At 64.8% G+C, this 19650-nt stretch carries 17 protein-coding genes and 1 tRNA gene; 5 read left to right on the plus strand and 13 right to left on the minus strand.

The window, feature by feature from the left end:
- Nucleotides 1–107 precede the first annotated feature (107 nt).
- From thrB to argS, 5 genes are read right to left on the minus strand one after another with little or no spacing between them, the layout of a single operon-like run.
- Nucleotides 108–1028, minus strand: coding sequence for a homoserine kinase (thrB, locus tag B4394_RS01715; protein ID WP_078313948.1), 921 nt, complete (start codon nucleotides 1026–1028; stop codon nucleotides 108–110).
- Nucleotides 1025–2092: a threonine synthase gene (thrC, locus tag B4394_RS01720; RefSeq protein WP_043077152.1), complete on the minus strand. Its 1068-nt coding sequence runs from the start codon at nucleotides 2090–2092 to the stop codon at nucleotides 1025–1027. The genes thrB and thrC overlap by 4 nt, the downstream gene beginning before the upstream one ends.
- Complete coding sequence (locus B4394_RS01725; RefSeq protein ID WP_078313949.1) at nucleotides 2089–3393, minus strand: homoserine dehydrogenase; 1305 nt, start codon at nucleotides 3391–3393, stop codon at nucleotides 2089–2091. Before B4394_RS01725 ends, thrC begins: the two co-directional genes overlap by 4 nt.
- On the minus strand, nucleotides 3390–4748 hold the full coding sequence (gene lysA / locus B4394_RS01730; RefSeq protein WP_170914957.1) for a diaminopimelate decarboxylase: 1359 nt from the start codon (nucleotides 4746–4748) through the stop codon (nucleotides 3390–3392). The genes B4394_RS01725 and lysA overlap by 4 nt, the downstream gene beginning before the upstream one ends.
- Before the next feature lie 50 nt (nucleotides 4749–4798).
- Nucleotides 4799–6451 carry an arginine--tRNA ligase gene (gene argS, locus B4394_RS01735; protein WP_078314219.1) on the minus strand — a complete coding sequence of 551 codons (1653 nt, stop codon included), beginning with the start codon at nucleotides 6449–6451 and terminating at the stop codon, nucleotides 4799–4801.
- Between the two features lie 120 nt (nucleotides 6452–6571).
- Between argS and B4394_RS01740 the strand changes: the two genes are divergently transcribed.
- Nucleotides 6572–6644, plus strand: a tRNA-Arg gene (locus B4394_RS01740).
- A gap of 8 nt (nucleotides 6645–6652) precedes the next feature.
- Here the strand turns inward: B4394_RS01740 and B4394_RS01745 are convergent.
- The 3 genes from B4394_RS01745 to B4394_RS01755 form a co-directional block, all read right to left on the minus strand.
- A complete protein-coding gene (locus tag B4394_RS01745; protein WP_078309496.1) occupies nucleotides 6653–7228 on the minus strand; it encodes a permease in 576 nt (191 codons plus the stop codon).
- Nucleotides 7229–7340: 112 nt separating this feature from the next.
- Nucleotides 7341–8564, minus strand: a complete 1224-nt coding sequence (locus B4394_RS01750) for an MFS transporter (RefSeq protein ID WP_078313950.1) — start codon at nucleotides 8562–8564, stop codon at nucleotides 7341–7343.
- A gap of 129 nt (nucleotides 8565–8693) precedes the next feature.
- A complete protein-coding gene (locus B4394_RS01755; RefSeq protein WP_078309500.1) occupies nucleotides 8694–9260 on the minus strand; it encodes a YdcF family protein in 567 nt (188 codons plus the stop codon).
- Between the two features lie 158 nt (nucleotides 9261–9418).
- Here B4394_RS01755 and B4394_RS01760 point away from each other — a divergent pair, with 158 nt between their 5' ends.
- The gene (locus tag B4394_RS01760; protein WP_078313951.1) at nucleotides 9419–10759 is read left to right on the plus strand and encodes a cytochrome P450; all 1341 of its coding nucleotides are present in this window, start codon (nucleotides 9419–9421) and stop codon (nucleotides 10757–10759) included.
- A 29-nt stretch (nucleotides 10760–10788) separates the two neighbouring features.
- On the opposite strand, the gene B4394_RS01765 is transcribed toward B4394_RS01760, so the two are convergent.
- Both B4394_RS01765 and B4394_RS01770 read right to left on the minus strand, forming a co-directional pair.
- Nucleotides 10789–12348 (minus strand): cytochrome P450, encoded by a 1560-nt coding sequence (locus B4394_RS01765; protein ID WP_078313952.1) that lies wholly within the window; start codon nucleotides 12346–12348, stop codon nucleotides 10789–10791.
- 2 nt (nucleotides 12349–12350) lie between these two features.
- Nucleotides 12351–12728 carry a hypothetical protein gene (locus B4394_RS01770; RefSeq protein ID WP_078313953.1) on the minus strand — a complete coding sequence of 126 codons (378 nt, stop codon included), beginning with the start codon at nucleotides 12726–12728 and terminating at the stop codon, nucleotides 12351–12353.
- Between the two features lie 155 nt (nucleotides 12729–12883).
- On the opposite strand from B4394_RS01770, the gene B4394_RS01775 reads away from it, so the two are divergent.
- A complete protein-coding gene (locus tag B4394_RS01775; protein WP_078313954.1) occupies nucleotides 12884–13561 on the plus strand; it encodes a TetR family transcriptional regulator in 678 nt (225 codons plus the stop codon).
- Here the strand turns inward: B4394_RS01775 and B4394_RS01780 are convergent.
- On the minus strand, nucleotides 13503–13874 hold the full coding sequence (locus tag B4394_RS01780) for a VanZ family protein (RefSeq protein WP_078313955.1): 372 nt from the start codon (nucleotides 13872–13874) through the stop codon (nucleotides 13503–13505). The genes B4394_RS01775 and B4394_RS01780 overlap by 59 nt on opposite strands.
- Before the next feature lie 77 nt (nucleotides 13875–13951).
- Between B4394_RS01780 and B4394_RS01785 the strand changes: the two genes are divergently transcribed.
- Nucleotides 13952–15169, plus strand: a complete 1218-nt coding sequence (locus tag B4394_RS01785) for an acyl-CoA dehydrogenase family protein (protein WP_078309516.1) — start codon at nucleotides 13952–13954, stop codon at nucleotides 15167–15169.
- Between the two features lie 27 nt (nucleotides 15170–15196).
- Here B4394_RS01785 and B4394_RS01790 read toward each other — a convergent pair whose 3' ends face one another.
- A complete protein-coding gene (locus B4394_RS01790; RefSeq protein WP_078313956.1) occupies nucleotides 15197–17821 on the minus strand; it encodes an AAA family ATPase in 2625 nt (874 codons plus the stop codon).
- On the minus strand, nucleotides 17818–18999 hold the full coding sequence (locus B4394_RS01795) for a metallophosphoesterase family protein (protein ID WP_078313957.1): 1182 nt from the start codon (nucleotides 18997–18999) through the stop codon (nucleotides 17818–17820). The genes B4394_RS01790 and B4394_RS01795 overlap by 4 nt, the downstream gene beginning before the upstream one ends.
- Nucleotides 19000–19131: 132 nt before the next feature.
- On the opposite strand from B4394_RS01795, the gene B4394_RS01800 reads away from it, so the two are divergent.
- Nucleotides 19132–19644 (plus strand): SixA phosphatase family protein, encoded by a 513-nt coding sequence (locus B4394_RS01800; RefSeq protein ID WP_078309522.1) that lies wholly within the window; start codon nucleotides 19132–19134, stop codon nucleotides 19642–19644.
- Nucleotides 19645–19650: the final 6 nt, after the last annotated feature.

The following is a 19650-nucleotide window of genomic DNA, read 5'->3' on the forward strand; positions in this document are numbered from 1 at the left end:
CGCAGAAGCTGCAATTGCTGGGACTGATACCGAGGATAACCCCCTGGTGAGCATCAAGCAACCAGCACCCCCCCGGCGAGTCCCCCGCTCACCAGCCATAACGTCAGCTATCGAGCCGACACACCCGCCGATACGGATAACGCCACGAGTGAGAAACCTTGATCTTCAGCGTATTTCACCGCAGAATCGGGGAGATCGCCCGTGGTCAGCGCCAACACCGCAGGTCCAGCACCGGAAAGTACCGCCGCAACCCCTTCACGGCGCAGATATCCGAGAACCTCGGCGGAGGCCGGCATCGCGGCGGCGCGCTGCGGCTGATGCAGACGATCTTCGGTGGCGGTCATGAGCAGATCCGGCCGTGCGGTCAACGCGACGGTGAGCAACGCGGCCCGGCTAATGTTGAATCTTGCATCTACATGGGTGACAGATTCGGGCAGCAACACACGAGTATGCGCCGTGGACGACTGTTCCTCCGGGATCGCGGCGACGATCTTGATATCGGGGTGCACCTCGAGACGCGTGGCGGCGTAGACGGGGGCCGCACCCGACGTCTCCGACCAGGACACCACCGCTCCCCCGAGGACGCTAGCCGCGGCATTGTCCGGATGCCCCTCGAATTCCGAGGCCAGCTGCACCAGCAGATCGTCAGAAAGCACCGGGCGCCCGGCCTTGACGAGCAGTCCATTCGCGACCGCCAGGCCGGCCACCGCCGCGGCGGCCGATGAACCCAATCCACGCGAGTGCGGAATCTTGTTGTGGCACTGGACAATCAGCCCAGGCGCTACAAATCCCCCGGCGGTGAGACCGCGCTCGATCGCACGCACAACAAGGTGGCTGCCATCGAGCGGAACCTCACCGGCGCCTTGACCTTCGACGGCCACCTTGAGGCCGGATTCGGTTGTGTTGACTTCAATCTCGTCATACAGCGACAGCGCGATACCGAGACTGTCAAAACCAGGCCCCAGGTTCGCACTCGACGCGGGCACCACCACGGTGGTGGTCAACCCCGCGGGCAGACGCTCATTCACGCGAGTTCCAGCGCCTCGGCGACCGCGCTCGCTTGCACCGGAATGGGAGTCACCTCAGGCATTCCGCTCAGGGCGTTATCGGGATCCTTCAGGCCGTTACCCGTCACGGTGCAGACCACGGTGGAGCCCTTCGGAACCCAGCCGTCGGCAACCGACTTCAGCAGGCCCGCGATACTGGCCGCCGACGCGGGCTCCACGAACACGCCCTCGCTGGAGGCGACCAACCGGTAGGCGTTGAGAATTTCCTCATCGGTGACAGCCAGGAACTTGCCACCCGACTCCTGTTGTGCGGCAACAGCACCCGACCACGATGCCGGCGAACCGATACGGATTGCGGTGGCAATGGTCTCCGGATTGGCCACAGGTGCCCCGTTGACCAGCGGCGCCGCACCCGCGGCCTGCGCACCGAGCATCTTGGGCAGCCGGTCCGAGAGACCATCACGGTAGTACTCGTTGTACCCGCGCCAATACGCCGTGATGTTCCCCGCGTTACCGACAGGCAGCGCATGAATATCCGGAGCGGTACCCAGGGCATCCATGATCTCGAAGGCGGCGGTCTTCTGTCCCTCGATGCGCACCGGATTCACGGAGTTGACCAGGGCGATGGTCGGGTAGTCCGCGGTGGTCTTGCGTGCGAGCTCCAAACAGTCGTCAAAGTTGCCGTCCACCTGGATGATCCGCGCACCGTGAATGACGGCCTGAGCCAGCTTGCCCATCGCGATCTTGCCCTGCGGAATCAACACCGCACAGGTGATGCCCGCCTTGGCGGCGTAGGCGGCGGCAGAGGCGGAGGTGTTCCCGGTCGAGGCGCACAGCACCGCGCGCTGACCGCGAGCCAGCGCATCGGTGACCGCCATGGTCATGCCGCGGTCCTTGAACGAGCCGGTGGGGTTAAGCCCTTCAACCTTCAAATGCACCGTGCAACCGGTGAGCTCGGACAGGCGCGCCGCGGGCAGCAGCGGAGTGCCGCCCTCGCGCAGGGTCACGGGCTGCCAGTTCTCTCCGATCGGGAGGCGGTCCCGATACGCCGCGATGAGGCCGGGCCAAGGGGTGTGAACGGTCACTCTTGTGTTCCTTCCAGCCGGATGACACTCGCGACACCCAGCACCACGTCGAGATCAGCAAGTGCGGCAACGGTTTCCGAGAGCGCAGCGTCTGTCGCCTTATGAGTGAGCACCACCAGGCGAGCACCCGTCTCGTCGACCTCGCCCTCCTGGCGCACGGTGGCGATGCTCACCTCGCGCTTGGCGAACTCGGTGGCAACGGTGGCCAGCACGCCCGGCTTGTCCGCGACCCGCATCCGCACGTAGTAGCGCGTCGGGATGAGCCCGATCGGCGCGATCGGCAGCTGTGCGTACCTGGACTCCAGCGGCCCACGGCCACCCTGGACGCGGTTGCGCGCTGCCATCACCAAATCTCCTAGCACTGCCGACGCGGTCGGTGCACCACCGGCGCCCTGTCCGTAGAACATGAGCTCGCCGGCGGCCTCGGCCTCGACGAAGACAGCGTTGAATGCCCCATTCACGCTTGCCAGCGGGTGGGCCAACGGCACCAAGGCCGGGTAGACGCGTGCCGAAACACGTTGGCGGCCTTCCTTGTCAGTGATTCGCTCGCAGATGGAAAGCAACTTGATGGTGCAACGCAGGGCACGCGCGGACTCGAAATCGTCGGCACTGATCTTCGTGATGCCCTCGCGGTACACGTCGTCGGCACTGACCCGGGTATGGAAGGCGATGGACGCGAGAATGGCCGCCTTCGCGGCGGCGTCGTAGCCCTCGACATCAGCGGTCGGGTCGGCCTCGGCGTACCCGAGCTCCCCCGCCTCGGCCAGTGCCGTGTCGTAGCCTGCGCCGGTGTTGTCCATGGCGGACAGGATGTAGTTGGTGGTGCCGTTGACGATCCCGGACACCCGGATCACCGAATCTCCGGCCAGCGATTGAGTTAGCGGCCGGATGACGGGAATGGCTCCCGCCACGGCCGCCTCGAAATAGAGGTCGACTCTTGCTCTTTCGGCGGCCTCGGCGAGCTCACCGGCAGACTGGGCCAAGAGCGCCTTGTTGGCGGTGACTACGGACTTACCCGCGTTGAGCGCACCCAGGATGCCGCGCCGGGCGGGCTCGACCGGACCCATGAGCTCGACCACAATGTCGACGTCATCCCGAGAAACCAGGGCGTCGATATCGTCGGTGAGCAGTTCCACCGGGACCCCGCGGTCGTCGGCGACACGGCGCACACCGATTCCCCGGATCTCCAGCGGGGCACCGATGCGGGCAGCGAGATCGCTCGCGCTGCTTTCGATGATCCGCGCTACCTCGCTGCCGACATTGCCCAGGCCCAGGATCGCTACGCCTATCGCATCACTCATTCACTTACCTCCAGACTCACCAAATCCTCGACGGTCTCGCGCCGCAGGATCAGCCGGGCCTCCCCGTCCTTGACGGCGATAACCGCCGGACGGGTCAGCAGGTTGTACCGGCTGGACATCGAGTAGCAGTACGCACCCGTCGCGGCGACCGCCAGCAGATCTCCGGGGGCCACGTCCTCGGGCAACCACGCGTCCCTCACCACGATATCGCCGCTTTCGCAGTGCTTTCCGACCACCCGGGACAGAACCGGAGCGACATCGCTATCACGGGAAACCAGCTGCGGGTGGTACTCAGCCTGATACAGCGAGGTGCGGATGTTGTCACTCATGCCGCCGTCGACACTCACGTACCGGCGCTGACCGTTGGACAGAATCACGTCCTTGGTGGTGCCCACCCGGTACAAGGTGACGGTGCCGGGACCGGCGATGGCCCGGCCCGGCTCGATCACCAAACGCGGCTCGGGCAGACCTGCCAGCGCCGACTCGGTGCGCACGATCACACCGAGCTTCGCCGCCAAATCCCCGATAGGGGGTGGATCGTCGGAAGGCACGTAACTGATACCAAGGCCGCCACCGAGGTCGATGATGTTGAGCTGCGCGGTCTTCTCGGTGCCGAACTCGGCCACCACGTCACGCAGCAGCCCGATCACCCGGTGCGCGGCAACCTCGAACCCGTCGACATCGAAGATCTGCGAACCGATATGGCTGTGCAACCCGACCAGTCGCAGGTTATCGGTGGCGAAGACGCGACGCACAGCCTCCAGCGCCTGCCCACCCGCGAGGGACAACCCGAACTTCTGGTCCTCGTGCGCGGTGGAGATGAACTCATGGGTATGCGCCTCGACACCGACGGTGACGCGCACCAGAACGTCTTGCACCACACCGGCGCTGCCTGCGATCGCGTCCAGCCGTTCGATCTCGATCATCGAATCGACGACGATGTGCCCAACGCCGGCCTGCACCGCTTGCGCGAGTTCCGCCTCGGATTTGTTGTTGCCGTGCAGCGCGATGCGCTCCGGGGGGAACTCGGCACGCAGCGCGATGGCCAGCTCACCTGCCGAGCAGACATCGAGGCCCAAGCCCTCGTCCTTGATCCAGCGCGCGATCTCGGTGCACAGGAACGCCTTCGAGGCATAGTGCACGCGCTCAGCGCCACCGAACGCCGCCGCCATATCCCGGCAGCGTGAACGGAAATCGTCCTCATCGATCACGAACAGCGGCGTTCCGTACTTCTCGGCGAGCTCGGAGACGGCTAGGCCCGCGAGGGTAACCTCACCGCCAGTGCCGCGAGAAGCATTGCGGGGCCATACGTTCGGTGCCAACTCGGTCGGGTTGGCCGGTGGTGCACTGGTCATGGCGGTGTGCTGTTCCCCTTCTGCGTGGCGGGGGCCTGCCGGGTGTGCGCTCACATCCGCTCCGGTGCGCTCACGCCGAGAATATCCAGGCCGTTGGCGATGACCTGCCGGGTGGCAAGGCATAGCGCTAGGCGTGCCGCATGCAGATCCCCAGGTGTTTCGTCACCCTGCGGGAGCACCCGACACGAGTCGTAGAACCGGTGGTAGTCACCGGCTATGTCTTCCAAATAGCGTGCGACACGGTGCGGTTCACGCAACACCGCGGCATTCTGCAGGATGCGGCCGAACTCGCCGAGCCCCCGGATAAGCGCACCCTCTTTCTCGTGGGTGAGCAGTTCGAGATGATCGGTCGAGTGCTGCAGGCCCAGCTCGGCGGCATTGCGGGCCAGAGCGCAGAGCCGTGCGTGTGCGTACTGGACGTAATAGACCGGGTTCTCGCTCGATGCGGAGGCCCACAGCTGTAGATCGATGTCGATCGAGGTGTCCACCGAGGACCGGATCAACGCGTAGCGAGCGGCATCGACTCCGATCGCGTCGACCAGGTCATCGAGGGTGATGACGGTGCCAGCCCGTTTGGACATCCGGACCGGCTGGCCGTCGCGCACCAGGTTGACCATCTGGCCAATGAGCACCTCGACGCTATCGGCCTGGTAACCCAGTGCTGCGGCAACGGCTTTCAGGCGCGCGATGTACCCGTGATGATCGGCGCCGAGCATGTAGATGCACAGGTCGAAGCCGCGCTCACGCTTATCGAGGTAGTAGGCGATGTCACCGGCGATGTAGGCGGGGTTGCCGTCACTCTTGATGACAACCCGGTCCTTGTCGTCGCCGAAGTTGCTCGAACGCAGCCAGGACGCGCCGTCCTTCTCGTAGATGTTGCCGGTCTTGCGCAGCTGCGCGATGGCCTCCTGCACTCTGCCGGAGGTGTGCATCGAGTCCTCATGGGTGAAAACGTCGAAGTCCGTGCCGAACTCGTGCAGTGACTCCTTGATGTGAGTGAACATCAAGTCCACGCCGATTTCCCGAAAGACCTCAGCGGCCTCGCTCTCCGGCAGCGAGAGCGCATCGGGACGCTGAGCGAGTACTTGCTTGGCGATATCGGCAATGTAATCGCCGGCGTACCCGTCCTCCGGGGCTTCCCTTCCCTCGGCCGCGGCGATGAGCGAGCGGACAAACCGGTCGATCTGCGCGCCATGGTCGTTGAAGTAGTACTCGCGGGTGACCTTGGCGCCCTGGCGGGTCAGCAGGCGACCCAACGCGTCGCCGACCGCTGCCCAACGGGTACCACCGATGTGGATGGGCCCCGTCGGGTTGGCCGATACGAATTCCAGGTTGATCGTGTGCATGCCCTGCGCATCGGAATTGCCGTAGGCGTGACCCGCGTCCAGGATGTTCGTGACGATGGTGCCCTGCGCATCGGCGGCGATCCGCAGGTTCACGAACCCGGGCCCGGCGATCTCGGCGGCAGCGATGGCCTCGTTGGCGACGAGCGCATCGACAAGCCAGGTGGCCAGGTCACGCGGGGCGACACCGACCTTCTTGGCGACCTGCAGAGCCACGTTCGTGGCGTAGTCGCCGTGCTCGGGATTACGGGGGCGTTCGACGGTCACGGTGGCCGGTAGCGCCGACGTGTCCAGGCCTCGCTCGTCCAGCACCGTGGTAGCGGCGGAACGTAGCAGGTCGGCAAGGTCGACGGGAGTCACGGCGATCATCCTATGGGCTGGGGTATCCAGGCCCCGAATCCTTATACGCGCGACCGAAACGGTGTGCGGGGCGCTGATCGGGATGCGCTAGGCTGTCGGCTAGTCTTTCCAAGCCCTGATGCCCTCGTAGCTCAGGGGATAGAGCGTCTGCCTCCGGAGCAGAAGGCCGCAGGTTCGATTCCTGCCGAGGGCACACACGATTTATTCGGTCGTAGGAGCTTCCGCCACGGCGGCAGCGTCACGGAGCTGCTGCTTCTCGACCTTCACCCGCCGCCTCCAGTTGCGCACGACGAAATACGCAACGAGAAGCACGATCAACAGCGCGACGATGGCGCCGATGGCCGTCGCTCCGCGAAATCCCGGGGCCTCGACATCGAGCACTCGTTCACCGGCATGCGCGGAATTACTGGTGCCCAGCACGATCGTCAGCGTCATCAGGTTGGGCACCGCGATAATGACGGCCAGCAGCGTCAACACCCCGGCGAAGAACTTCCCGGCGCGGCGGCCCCGCATCAGAAACGCCCACAACACGAGCAACAGCGGAATTCCGGTGCACAGCACCCCGAGCGTGAGCCCGCTGCCTATCCCCTTGGTGAAGCTGCCGTGGCCCGACATATCGGCGATGCGTTGGGCCCACCAGCGCGGGATGAAGGCCGATAGCGCGAAATACACGGCCACCAACGCCAGCAGCAAGGCGATGACACCTATCACGCGCCCGCGCCACCTCGCCCAGAACGACTCCTTGCCCGCAGGCCTTGCCTCGCCGCTCCCAGCCATACCGAAAGGCTAGGCCAAGAGAATTGACTTCGTGCGCCAGAAAGCGGCGATCGCTCTGATCGGTACGGCATTAATGCTGTGTGGGGCACCGATCCGCGTACATCGATCCGATTCAGCCTGCTGGCGGTGCGATGGGCCGCCGCCGCGCGTACAACAGCGATACCGCGAGCACCCCGAGCCCCGCGACCGCCAGCACCGCACCGACAAGAGACGGAGCACGGTATCCATACCCGGCGGCGATGACCAGACCACCGAGCCAGGCCCCGCCGGCGTTGGCCATGTTGAGTGCGGAGTGATTCAGCGCGGCGGCCAGCGTCTGTGCGTCATCGGCCACATCCATCAGTCGGGTCTGCAACGCGGGTACCAGTGACGTTCCCGAAACTCCTACCGCGAACACCAGTGCCAGTGCGGCCCAAATGTTTCCGGATACCACCACGAAGACCACCAACATCGCCGCGACCAGCACCAGGCTGATGGCGATGGCCCGGACCACACTGCGGTCCGCCATCCACCCGCCCAGCACGTTTCCCGTGACCATGCCGATTCCGTAGAGCGCCAACGCCAGCGGGACGGCGGCCTTGGGCAGTCCGGAAACGCTGGTGAGCGTGGTGCTGATGTAGGTGTAGAAGGCGAACATGCCGTCGAAGCCGACGATGCCGATGAGCAGGGTGAACCACACCTGCGAGCGGCGCAACGCGCCGAGCTCGGTCAGCGGGTTCGTGATTTTCATATCCGTCAGCCCCGGCAGGAACTTGAGCAATGCCCCGATCGTGATCAGTCCGATGACCGCGACGACGGCGAAGGCCGAACGCCAGCCCACGGTGTTGCCCAGCCAGGTAGCCACAGGAACCCCCACGACATTGGCCACCGACAGACCCAGCATCGTCTGGCCCACGGCTTTGGCGCGTTCCCCGGGACCGGCGAGGTGGGCGGCCACCAGGGCCGCCACACCGAAGTACGCGCCGTGCGGCAGCCCGGCGACGAACCTGGACGCGATCAGCGCCGCGTAGCCGGGTGCGAAGACGGTGGCCGCATTGCCGATGGTGAAGGCGATCATGAGCGCGATGAGCAGGGTCCGACGCGAGGCCCGGGCAGTGAGCGATGCGATGACCGGTGCACCCACGACCACACCCAGCGCGTAGGCGCTGATGACGTGCCCGGCTTCAGGCTCGGTGACGTGGAAGCCGTGCGCGATATTGGGCAGCAGCCCCATCGCCACGAATTCGGTTGTCCCGATCCCGAATCCGCCTATGGCCAGTGCGAGAATCGCGCCTCGGCGAGCCCGCGCAGACACGGGCGCCCCGGGCTGCGCGCGTGAATCGACGACGGCAGTCATGAATAGGGCTCCTGTGCGATATGCGGCTAGATGCGCACATCGATGAGCGCCCTGATCGGTCAACCACCGATTCTGCCGGGTTCATTCCCTTCAGGCGAACTGTGGTCGTCCCACAGTTGTCAGCAGTCGTCAGCGGAACGGGCTGATGATGTCGCGCATGAGCTGACCGATATTGGTGGGCGCGTCCCCGTCAGGGAAGCTCGCGGTGGCCAGCACATTGCCGCCCGCGTCGGCGAAGTTCCGGTCCGCACGCTGCTGGTGGGTCGAGTTCGTCACCAGGATGATTCCGGAGGCGCCGGCCTGCTTGGCCAGCGGCACCGAGAACTGCGCATTCTGCACTGTGCTGTTAGCACGCGGCTCCACGACGATCCGGTCGGACGGATATCCCAGGCCGACAAGCATATTCCGCATCTGCTCGGCCTCCGATATGCCGTTCTGCGGATTACCGCCCGTGACGATGATGAATGAATTCGGGAACATATTGGCGATCGCCCTACCAGTCGCGACTCGCTGATAGAGCTTGTCCCGCATTGAGCCGTCGGGCTTGAGCCCATACCCGAGGATGACGACCGCCGGTTTCGAGAAGTCCTTGCCCATCGCCATGGGTTCGGCGTTCGTCGTCACGGGAGTAGTCAGCGTGAGGACAGCGCTGACGACCATCGCGGTCGTCCATCGAGTGATCAATGCGTCCTCCAAGACCCAAGTGACTTCTGAGACGGACGAGATACATGGTGCCAGAGTTACCCCTGTCAAGTCGACCCGCCGGTCAAATCTCCCGCGATTCCCTCTGGTGTGACCGACATGACAGATGTAAAGTGTGCTATCAGACACATGTCTACTAACACCACAACGCCGTGGAGGGTGACGTGACCGAGGTCTCAACCATCGACCGAGAAGCCGATACACCCGAGCCGATCGCTCCCCCGCTCGTGACACTTCCCAAGCTGGCCCAGGGCATCGCCTTCGTGGCCTCCCGGCGCTGGACCACAAGCCGGCTGGCCAAGAAGTACGGCAAGGTCTACACGATCAATATCCCCAAGTTCGGATACACGGTCGTGGTGGCCGACCCGGATCTCACCCGGCAGGTGTTCACCACCAGTACCGAGATTCTGGGCAACATCCAGCCCAACCTGAGCCAGCAGCTCGGACCCGGATCGGTCTTCGCGTTGGAGCGCAATGAGCACCGGCACCGCCGTAAGTTGCTCGCACCGAAGTTCCACGGCAAGGCCATGATCCAGTACGAACAGATCATCGAGGAAGAGACGCTGCGCGAGTGCGCGTCATGGCCCGAGGATCAGCAGTTCGAAACCATGGAACCGATGATGCGGATCACGCTCAACGCGATCCTGCGCGCGGTCTTCGGCGCCGACGGAGCCGAGCTGGACCAGCTGCGCACACTGATCCCACCGTGGGTGGTACTGGCCTCTCTGACGACTCGTGTGCCCCAGCCCAAGCGCGACTATGGACGTTTCAGCCCGTGGGGCCGGCTGAAGGCCTACCGTGCGCGCTACGACGAAGTGATCGCACTACTCATCGACAAGGCGCTCGCCGCGCCGGATTTCGAGGATCGCACCGATATCCTCGCCCTGCTGTTGCGTTCCACCTACGACGACGGCACCACCATGTCGCGCAGCGATGTCTCCGACGAACTACTCACTCTGCTGGCAGCCGGCCACGAGACCACCGCGACCACCCTGGCGTGGGCTTTCGAACGGATCACCCGGCACCCTCAAGTGCTGTCGCGCCTGGCCCAGGAGGCTCAGACCGAGAGCGGCGAGTACCGGCAGGCGACAATCCTTGAGGTGCAGCGCAGTCGGCCGGTCATCGACTTCGCAGGCCGCCACGTGCTGGCACCCTACGTCGACATCGGGCCGTACCGGATCCCCCAGGGCCACTCCCTCGTCGTGAGTATCAACCTCATGCACGATGACCCGGCCGCCTTCCCCCACCCGGAACGCTTCGACCCCGAACGCTTCACAGGCGCCAAGCCCGGCAATTCGTGGGTTCCCTACGGCGGCGGCACCCGGCGCTGCGTCGGGGCGGCCTTCGCCAACATGGAGATGGACATCGTGCTACGGACCGTGTTGCGGCACTTCACCATTGAGACCACGACGGCACCCAACGAAAAGTGGCATTCACGTGGGGTCGCCTCGTGCCCGAAGAACAACGGGCTGGTGACGGTGCGGCGGCGCTGACACCGTCAGACACGCCTGCACATCACAGGTCAGGGATGCCGTTTACGCAGCCGCATGAGGATCTCACCTTCAGGGCCGCCGGTGAATGTCACCTCGCGGCGCGGCTTCTGGCCCGGCAATAGCTCCAATTCATATCTCTGGGCCAGCGAAGCAATCCCGATGACGGCTTCAAGATTGGCGAACCCCGAAGCGATGCACATGCGCTTGCCCGCACCAAAAGGCATGTGCGCCTTGCGCTGTTCGGGTTGCAGGTTCTCCTTGAGGAAGCGTGAGGGGTCGAAGGTCTTGGCGTTCTCCCACACCCGCTCGTTGTGGTGAATGCTGTCGATGACAATCGCGACTGTCGTCCCAGCGGATATCGGATATGTACCCAACACGTCATCGGCCTTCGCGGCCCGCGCCAGGCCGATGATCGGCGGGTAGACCCGCATCGCCTCGTTGATCACCGCCATGGTCCACGGCAGGTTCTCCACATCAGCGGCCGTCGGCAGCCGGCCCGCGAGCACCCTGTCAACTTCCTCGCCCAACTTGGCGCGAGCATCAGGGTTGCGGGACAACAGATACCAGGTCCAGGCAAGCGCCGCAGCCGTCGTCTCGAACCCTGCGCCCAGGAAGGTCAGCAGCTCATCACGAATCTCGAGATCGGTGTATCTGGCGCCCGTCTCGGGATCTTCGGCGGCCATCAACAGGGCCAGTAGGTTGTCCTGTCGGGTGATTCGGCCGGCGTGATGATCGGCGATGAGCTGATCGATGGTGTGCTCAACCCAGCGCAGACCCCGCATGGTGCGGGGCGCGACGACCGATGCCCCGATACGCAATGCCCGGATCGCCAGACGCGGTGTGTGCGCTGACAATTCATCGGGTCCGTGAGTGGCCAGTTTGTCCACCAGCCAGCGCAACGGAGGTGAGGCCCCGACGATGAAGCCCACGCCGAAGAGCTTGAGCAGCCGCGCGAAGCTGATCCGCATCTTCTCGGCCATATCACCGGCCAGGTCAATGCCGAACATGGTCTGCGCGACGATATCCATGGTGAGGTAGTTCATCTCGGCGGTGACATCGACCGCCTTACCCTGCTCGTATAGAGCGTCCCAACGCGCCAGGGTACGCGCTGACGCTTCAGCCATCTGGGGGGCGAATAGGTCGACCTGGCGCTTGGCGAAGATCGGCTGCACCAACCGCCGGTTCCGGTTCCATAGCCCTTCGTTGAGGTCGGTCACCAGACCCCGGCCGAAACCCACTGCCAGTAGGTCATATTCGGCGCTCTTGATGTAGTTGTCCTGATTCGCCACCAAGACGTAGCGCGCCAACTCGGGGTTTCGGACGATGACCATCTTCCGCATCGGTGCGCGGGCGACGATGACATCATCCTGGCCGGGCAGGTCCGCGATGTACTCGGAGATGGTGTGCCGGTATGTGGACCAGACCGCACCCAGAGCCATACGCCACGACTTCAGATAGCCGACCTTGGTGTCATGCCACCGCAGGAACGTTGGGCCGCCCGGGTACAGGTCGTGGTTGACCGGACATTCACCGACCGCCGCGCCGGGAGGCGCGGAGAGGGATTCTGGCTGCACCGCTGGAGCCGACACGATTAGACCCGTTCCTGCTCAGAGGCGCCGTCGCGCGCCTCGTCAACCTCTGGCCCGGAAGTCACCTCTTCCACCACGGCGTCGATCTCACCCTCGGCCGTGTCATCGTCATCGGCGTCGTCAGCGGCCCCGAGATCCTCGTCGACGAGGTCGACATCGTCATCCTCGGCCAGGTCTTTGGCGTCCCACCGTTCCTGATCAGCACGCGCCCGCTTACTGGCCTCTGCGATTTCGAACCCGTCAGCCACGACACCGCTCACCTCGCGTGCAACTTCCCCCACCGTCCGCGTGATGATGCGGATGATCCGGCCGACACGCGACCCGACCGACTCCACGACTTCCTGGACGACGTTGACGTTGCGCTCAACAGGTCCCACCATGCTGCACTGCCCCTTCGAATTCGGTGGCCAAATAGTGAACAATCGTGCACTGAGATCAGTGTGCGTAACGTAGATGAACCTGTCAATACCAGACATCAACGCGGTTTCGAACGAAACTGGTCGATCGATAAGAGCACGCCCGTACACTGACAGGTATGCGCCATAGTCGTGCTGAGAAGAAGTTGCACACCCGCCGCGCATTGCTCGACGGGACCTTGGATCTACTCAAGGTGCGTGGCTTCGCGGCCGTGAGTCTGCGCGAGGTGGCCCGATCCGCGGGTTTGGTTCCCACTGCGTTCTATCGGCACTTCGAATCGATGGAGGACCTGGGCACGGTCCTGGCCGAGGAGAGCGTTCGCGCGCTTCGTGACACCTTTCGTCAGGCCCGACGCGAGGTGGGCAGTGACAACCCCGCCAAGATTCTCGGCCTCATGGTCGACCGCGTGAGCGAGCACGCGAACAACTTCCGGTTTCTGGTACGTGAACGCCATGGCGGCTCACCTCAGGTGCGGCGTGCCATCAACAACGAGATGCGCATGCTCACCAACGATGTCGTGGTCGAGCTGGCGCGCAATCCCGCAACGAACCATCACCCCACCGAGGATCTGGAGATCGCGGCGGACCTCATCGCGAGCTCTATCCTCAGCACGATCGGCATGCTGGTGGACACCGATCACCCCACCGATGCCGATGCGCAAGCGGCCCTCAATCGGGCGCTACGCCAGTTGGACCTGGTCACCCGTGGTCTGGCGCACACCGGCACCATCACGACCGTCATTCCGAAACCGGCCGAGGCTCACCATGAATCCTCTGCCACAACCACAGGCCCGTAAACAGTCCGACCGCGTCGGCCAGCAGATCCAGCAGGCTCCCGTCTCGGTGCGGAACCCACAGAGCCTGAATCACCTCCGAACACGCGGCGAAGGTCAGAACCCAAGCCAGCGTGGTTTTCTCGCCGATCCGTGCAAAACGCGAGGACACCGCCAACATCGCGAAGATCAGAACGTGCACCACCTTGTCCGCCCCGGGCGGGCCCGACGGAACGGTGCCACCTGGCGTGAACAGCAACAGGCAGGCGACCGCGAAGGCGCCTAGCAGCGTGAGCCAGCGAAGGCACCAAGACCAGGACTGAACTATGCGAATCATCGTGACCCATATTGCCGCTTCGGTTCTGGCTGATTCAAAGCGATGCCGCCAAGGGGCATGCTGCGTAGAACGAAGACATGACCTCCGCTCCGTCAGTCCTCGACATCCGCGCCCTGCCCGGCACCGAGACCTATCGGAATCTGCTCGCCCAGGTGGCGAACGGGGCGCGGGATCGCGACCTCGCCGACGAGAACCCCTTTGACCAGGTTCGCCTGCTCAAAGAAGCCGGGATCGGACGGCTGCGAATCCCGGTCGAGCTCGGCGGTGCGGGACTCTCTGTGCGGCAGCTCTTTTCCACCATCATTGATCTGGCGCAAGCCGACCCCATCGTCGCGCACATCTTCCGCACCCACTTCTGGTTCGTCGAGGAGCGACTGCGCACGCTATCGGATCCGACGTCGGCCGCCTGGCTGACCAAGGTCAACGAGGGTAACCTCTTCGCCAATGCGTTCAGCGAGAAGGGTGTGTTGGCCGTCGGCAGCCTGGTATTCAACACGCGGCTGTTGCCGGCCGGGCATGGATATCGGTTGACCGGCGAGAAGTTCTACAGCACCGGGACACTGTTCGCGGACTACCTGACGGTCACCGCGACCACCGAGCGCGACTCGGTGGCATCGGTCATCGTCCCCGGTGACCGTGACGGAGTGCGGCTGGTGGACGACTGGGACGGGTTTGGCCAGCGTCGTACCGGCACCGGCACCACGATCTTTACTCAGGTTGACGTCGCCGAGGACGAAATCCTTTCCGAGACACCGTATGACGCTGCCCCGGTGCCCACCACGCAGTACGCATCGTTACAGCTGTACATCCTGGCGATAATCGCCGGTGTGCTGCGGTCGGTGGTGGACGACGGTGCGGCGCTGCTGCGCTCCCGGCAACGCAATTTCAGCCATGCCCTCACTGAACGTCCGGTCGACGATCCCCTGCTGCAACGCACCCTCGGCGAGCTGAGCGCGACCGCCTTCGCGGCCGAGGCAGCGGTTCTCGCCGCGGCAGATGCCATTGACGCCGCCACCGCATCCGTGCGCGATGGAGTCCCCGACGCGCAGCTGGCCGAGGAAGCACAGCTGGCGGTTGCCAAGGCCAAGGTGCACATCGACGCCGTCGCGCTCGACGCCGCCACCAAGCTGCTGGATCTGGGCGGCGCCAGTGCCTCGAGCCGCAGCCGCAACCTGGACCGGCATTGGCGCAACATCCGGACCATCAGCCTGCACAATCCGGTGCACTACAAGGCCCGGGTGATCGGCCAGAACCTGCTGCACGGCACGCCGGTTCCCGCGAACGCCTATTTTTAAGGGTATCGGCAGGTCCTGCCGAGTCGCTCAGGCCGACAGGCTGATTCGATGCGCCCCGGAGACCGCGTCATAACGGTCGGGACTGCACGTCAGCACGATCACCTGCGCCTCGGTACCCACCGCGCCGAACACCTCACCCATGCGCTCCAGCCTGTCGCTGTCGGTGAAGCCCAGTGCATCGTCGATGATCACGGGTACCGCGTCCTCCGGCGCCACCAACGCGGCACTTGCCAGCCGTGCGACGATGCCCAGCTGTTCCTTAGCGCCGCCCGATAGCGACTCATAGGGAACAGTCCGGCCCTCCAGCGTCCGGCTGCGGATGCTCAGATCGCTGTCGACATCCACTTCGAAGGTCGGACCGAAGACCATGCGCCCCAACCGCTCCAGTTCCGCGCGGAATGGGTCGACATAACGCAGCCTCATGCCGTCCCGGTGCCGCAACATCACCGATCGCAGCGTGTCGACGGCCCGCGCCTTGGCGCCTATCCTCGTGAATTCCGTTGCCGCATATTCTCGTTCAGAGGCAGCGGCATCCAGTTGATCCTTACGGCCCTGCCTGCCAAATACCTCCAGCCGCACCGCGATGTCGCGCAGCCGATGCCGCAACTCCTCGTGCCGCTGATCCAGCCCCTGCGCCAGTACCGAGACTTCGGCCAGCTCGGCGCGCACCCGGTCGGCTTCCAGCGCGGCCAGCTGATTCACGAGATCGGTGACGCGGCGCGCGGTCAGGTCGGCCGCCTGGACCGCCTGCTCATGGCGCTCGGTCAGCAGATCGTCGGATGCCGACGCCCGCACCTGGGCAAGACGCTGCTCGGAAGCGGCCAGTTCTTCGGCGCGCGCGGCTTGCTTTTCCCGCAATACCGTTGCCTCAGTGGACTTCTCGACGAGCCGCTGAGCGGCCACCTGGACCGCCTGGCGGTGCGTGGCCTCTTCGGCCTGTAGCCGTTCGACCGCGGTCACCAGCCGGGCGACCTCGGCGCGCGCCTGCGCCGGATCAATCGCATCCCATAAGCCGGTGGCCTCCGGCGCGAGCTCGCGCAATCGGCTGAGCTTCTCACGCAACATGTCAAGGTTCTCCGAACCCATCAGCCCGTCGAGTAACGCCGTTAACCGGTCACGTTCGGCATGGAGTTCGGTACGCCGTTCATACTGCTTCTGCGCCTGCCCGATATCGGCGACACCAACGGTGGCCAATGCGGCGGCGAGCGCCGCGCGGGCGGCGTCGAGGTTGCCACGCAGTTGGGCCGCGTTGGCCCCCGGAATGATTCGGGTGACCGCCACGCCGGGAGCGGTGATCTCGATGGTGTCGGTGGCCGCACTCGCCCACTGCTCTCCGGCCTCGACCCGCCGCTGCTCACCGTTGACAGTGATGTCGACATCGGCGAGTGCCCGGACCTCCACCTGCGCCGAAGCGGTGTCCAGAGCCACCTCTGCCATACCGACAGCGCGCGCGGCGGACTCGATCGCCCCAAGCGACTGCGCGGTGATGACCAATCCGGAGAGCTCCGCGCCGACCGCGGTCAACTGGCGGGTCGTGAGGTCGATACGCGACACCCTGGCCGCCAACCCGTCTACCTCGTCCCGGGCGAGCGCGCGGTCCAAAGTGTCTCGGGCCGTCTCCAATTGGGCGCGGGTTCCGTCTATCGCCTGAGTCGCTTGGGTCGCGGCGGACTCGGCAGCCTCGGACAGCTGCCGTGCCGTTTCGTGCGCCTCCTTGGCGGCCGATGCCTGCTCTGCGAGCCCGGCGATCAACGCCCTGCGCGCCTGGATATCGGCAATCAGCTGCGCCCGCTCATCGCGTTTCGCCTGGGCGGCTACCGCCGCGGCTTGCGCTGCCTCCGCGACCACCGTCGCGTTATCGCGCTGCTGTAGCAGCATCGAAACAGCTTGGGAGGCTTGCTCTAACGGAGCCAGACGGCGACTGACCTCGGCACGATCGGCGATGACGGTGGCCAGATCCCGGGTCAGCTCGTCATGCTCGCGAACCTGCTGATCGACCTCGGTCACCGCGGCGTTGGCGACGGCCAGGGCGTCCTCGGCGGCGGTCAGTCGCGCACCGGCCTTGGCCCACTCGCCGGTAGGGCGCCCGGTCGCGGTGAAGTACAGCGCGTATTCCGCATCGATCCGCTCCACCAGATCAGGCTCGCTACCCGAAAGCGCAACCGACTGCCCGGCAGCCAGATCCAGTGCACGCGTGAGCGCATCGCTCGAGGACAGGTCGAGCACGCCCGCGCCCGCCGACTGCAGGACGCGTTGCGCCTTCCACAAGTTCATATCAATGGACTGATCCAGCATGTCCAGCACCCGCTGATGCGCTTCATCGCCAGAGAGCTGTTCGCGGCGCGGCTCGATGACAGTCAGGTGTGTCTCGGCGCGCTTGTGGAAACGCTTGCGGTACACGAATCTAAAAGCTCCACAGCTGATTTCGGCCTCGATCTCGGAGCCGACATCCGCAAAAGTTGGCTTGACCTGCTTGACATCCTTCTTGGTGGAGCGGTCTTTGGATTCGATCAGTAGGTCGAGCGCCTCGATCATGGACGTCTTGCCGATCTCGTTCGCCCCGCTGACCACCACAACCCCGCGATCAGGAAAGGTAATGTCGCGATGGGCGATTCCGCGATAGTTGGTCACCGACAGGCGGTGCAGCTTCACGCCGCCGACCCTCTTGCCAATGAGCCCTTGGCCGAACCGCCGCGCCCTGCACTCGATGTGAGACGCAGCAGCAACGACAACGCGCCCTGAGCATCCGCGGAGGATTCTCCATCCGCGGCCGCCATCTCCTTCAGCTCGGCAATCGCGGATTCGGCGAAACCGCCGACACCGAGATCACTGAACTCTCCATCGGCAGGTACTACCGCGATATCGGTGTGCCGCTCCCATGTCCGCACACTCGCGAAAAGCCGCGTGTACTTGTCCAGGCACTCTTCCAGCACGGCGTTATCGGTCACGCTCAGCGTTCCGGTCAGGGCCAGGCGCACCACGGTGCGCTCCTTGTCGGGCAGCAGTTCCAGGTTGAGCCCCAGATCGGCGATGTCGCGCGCGTTGTCCACCGACCGCCGGAGCGTGACGAACCGCCATCTGCCCACGTGATGAGCATCAACCTGTAGCGCACCCGATTCGTCCAGACTCACCACGAGGGCGTGCCCCGGATCGGATTCGACATCGTCGTAGTTGGTGACCTCCGGCGCGCCCGAGTACCAGACCCGCCCACTGGAACCCACCTGAGTTCGGGAGTGCTTGTCTCCGAGCGCTACGTAATGGACGGCACCCCGGGCAAGAGCGTCCTCGACAGCCTTCAACGAGATAAGCGCAGGCTTCGTCGGATCGGGGTCCAGAATGTCGACACCACCGTGAGCCACCACGATGCGCCGTGTGCCATCGGCGGGTAGACCCTCCAGTTGTTCGGCCACGAGATCATGCGTGGGCGCCTTCGATCGCCACGGCACCGCGACCAGCTCGACGCCTGCGGCCACCTGATGGACGCCCGCGGTATCGAGCACGTGGACGTTCGCGGGCTTTTCTGCCAGGAACAGCTCGCTGGTGTACACCGAGGCGGCGTCCAGGGGATCGTGGTTGCCAGGAAGCAGATAGATGTCGACACCAACGCCCCGCATCACCTCCAGCGCCTGGCTGATGACTCGCGGGGCCAGCTGATTGGACTCGAAGACGTCTCCGCACACCACCATGAAGTCGCAACCCTGTGCCACGGCAACCTCGCCGAGAGACGCGATGGCCTCCCGACGCGCGGCTGAATACTGCGGCTGGGCTTCACCGGCAAGGAAATGCCGTGTCATGCCAAGCTGCCAATCAGCGGTGTGCAAGAACTTCACACGCGAAGTCTATGGCCGTCTACCGACAACCTCCGGGACGCCGCGCCTCATCCCCGCGACCCGCCAGATGACTTATCCACAGGTCTGGCATTTGCCCGGCGCTCGTCGCACACCCCGGCTACCGTACGAATCATGTCGGAGGACGCCAAGCGCACCCTGATCCTGATGCGGCATGCGAAGTCGGCGTATCCACCCGGTGTCGACGATCACGAGCGTCCGCTGAATCTGCGCGGTACCCGACAAGCCACCCAGGCTGGGACTTGGCTGCAGGACAACTTCAATCGGATCGACGCGGTGCTGTGTTCGACCGCCACCCGGACCCGCGCGACGCTGACGCAGACCGGGGTCCACAGCCAGCTCGTCAGATTCAGCGACAAGCTCTACGACTCGACGGTGGGGATCACCCTCGGCGAGATCAACGGGGTACCGGACTCCGCGACTACCGTGCTCGTCGTCGGGCATGAGCCCACCACGTCGCAGTTAGCACTGGCGCTGGCCAACACCGGCACCAGCAACGCCGAGGCCGCGAATCGGATCTCCACTAAGTTTCCGACCTCGGCGATCGCGGTGCTGACGACTCGCTCACCGTGGTCACGGCTCGAACTGGCAGGCGGATCGCTGACCAAGTTCCACGTACCGCGCTAGCGGGCT

It is taken from the genome of Mycobacterium sp. D16Q16 (genome assembly GCF_002013745.1).
Lineage (GTDB): Bacteria > Actinomycetota > Actinomycetes > Mycobacteriales > Mycobacteriaceae > Mycobacterium.

What these genes read in the sequence shown, in the direction of transcription:
- B4394_RS01780 (WP_078313955.1), bottom strand. Translation starts at nt 13,874, where the DNA reads ATGATTCGCATAGTTCAGTCCTGGTCTTGGTGCCTTCGCTGGCTCACG.
- B4394_RS01750 (WP_078313950.1), bottom strand. Translation starts at nt 8,564, where the DNA reads ATGACTGCCGTCGTCGATTCACGCGCGCAGCCCGGGGCGCCCGTGTCT.
- lysA (WP_170914957.1), bottom strand. Translation starts at nt 4,748, where the DNA reads ATGACCAGTGCACCACCGGCCAACCCGACCGAGTTGGCACCGAACGTA.
- B4394_RS01770 (WP_078313953.1), bottom strand. Translation starts at nt 12,728, where the DNA reads ATGGTGGGACCTGTTGAGCGCAACGTCAACGTCGTCCAGGAAGTCGTG.
- B4394_RS01800 (WP_078309522.1), top strand. Translation starts at nt 19,132, where the DNA reads ATGTCGGAGGACGCCAAGCGCACCCTGATCCTGATGCGGCATGCGAAG.
- B4394_RS01725 (WP_078313949.1), bottom strand. Translation starts at nt 3,393, where the DNA reads ATGAGTGATGCGATAGGCGTAGCGATCCTGGGCCTGGGCAATGTCGGC.
- B4394_RS01745 (WP_078309496.1), bottom strand. Translation starts at nt 7,228, where the DNA reads ATGGCTGGGAGCGGCGAGGCAAGGCCTGCGGGCAAGGAGTCGTTCTGG.
- B4394_RS01785 (WP_078309516.1), top strand. Translation starts at nt 13,952, where the DNA reads ATGACCTCCGCTCCGTCAGTCCTCGACATCCGCGCCCTGCCCGGCACC.
- B4394_RS01775 (WP_078313954.1), top strand. Translation starts at nt 12,884, where the DNA reads ATGCGCCATAGTCGTGCTGAGAAGAAGTTGCACACCCGCCGCGCATTG.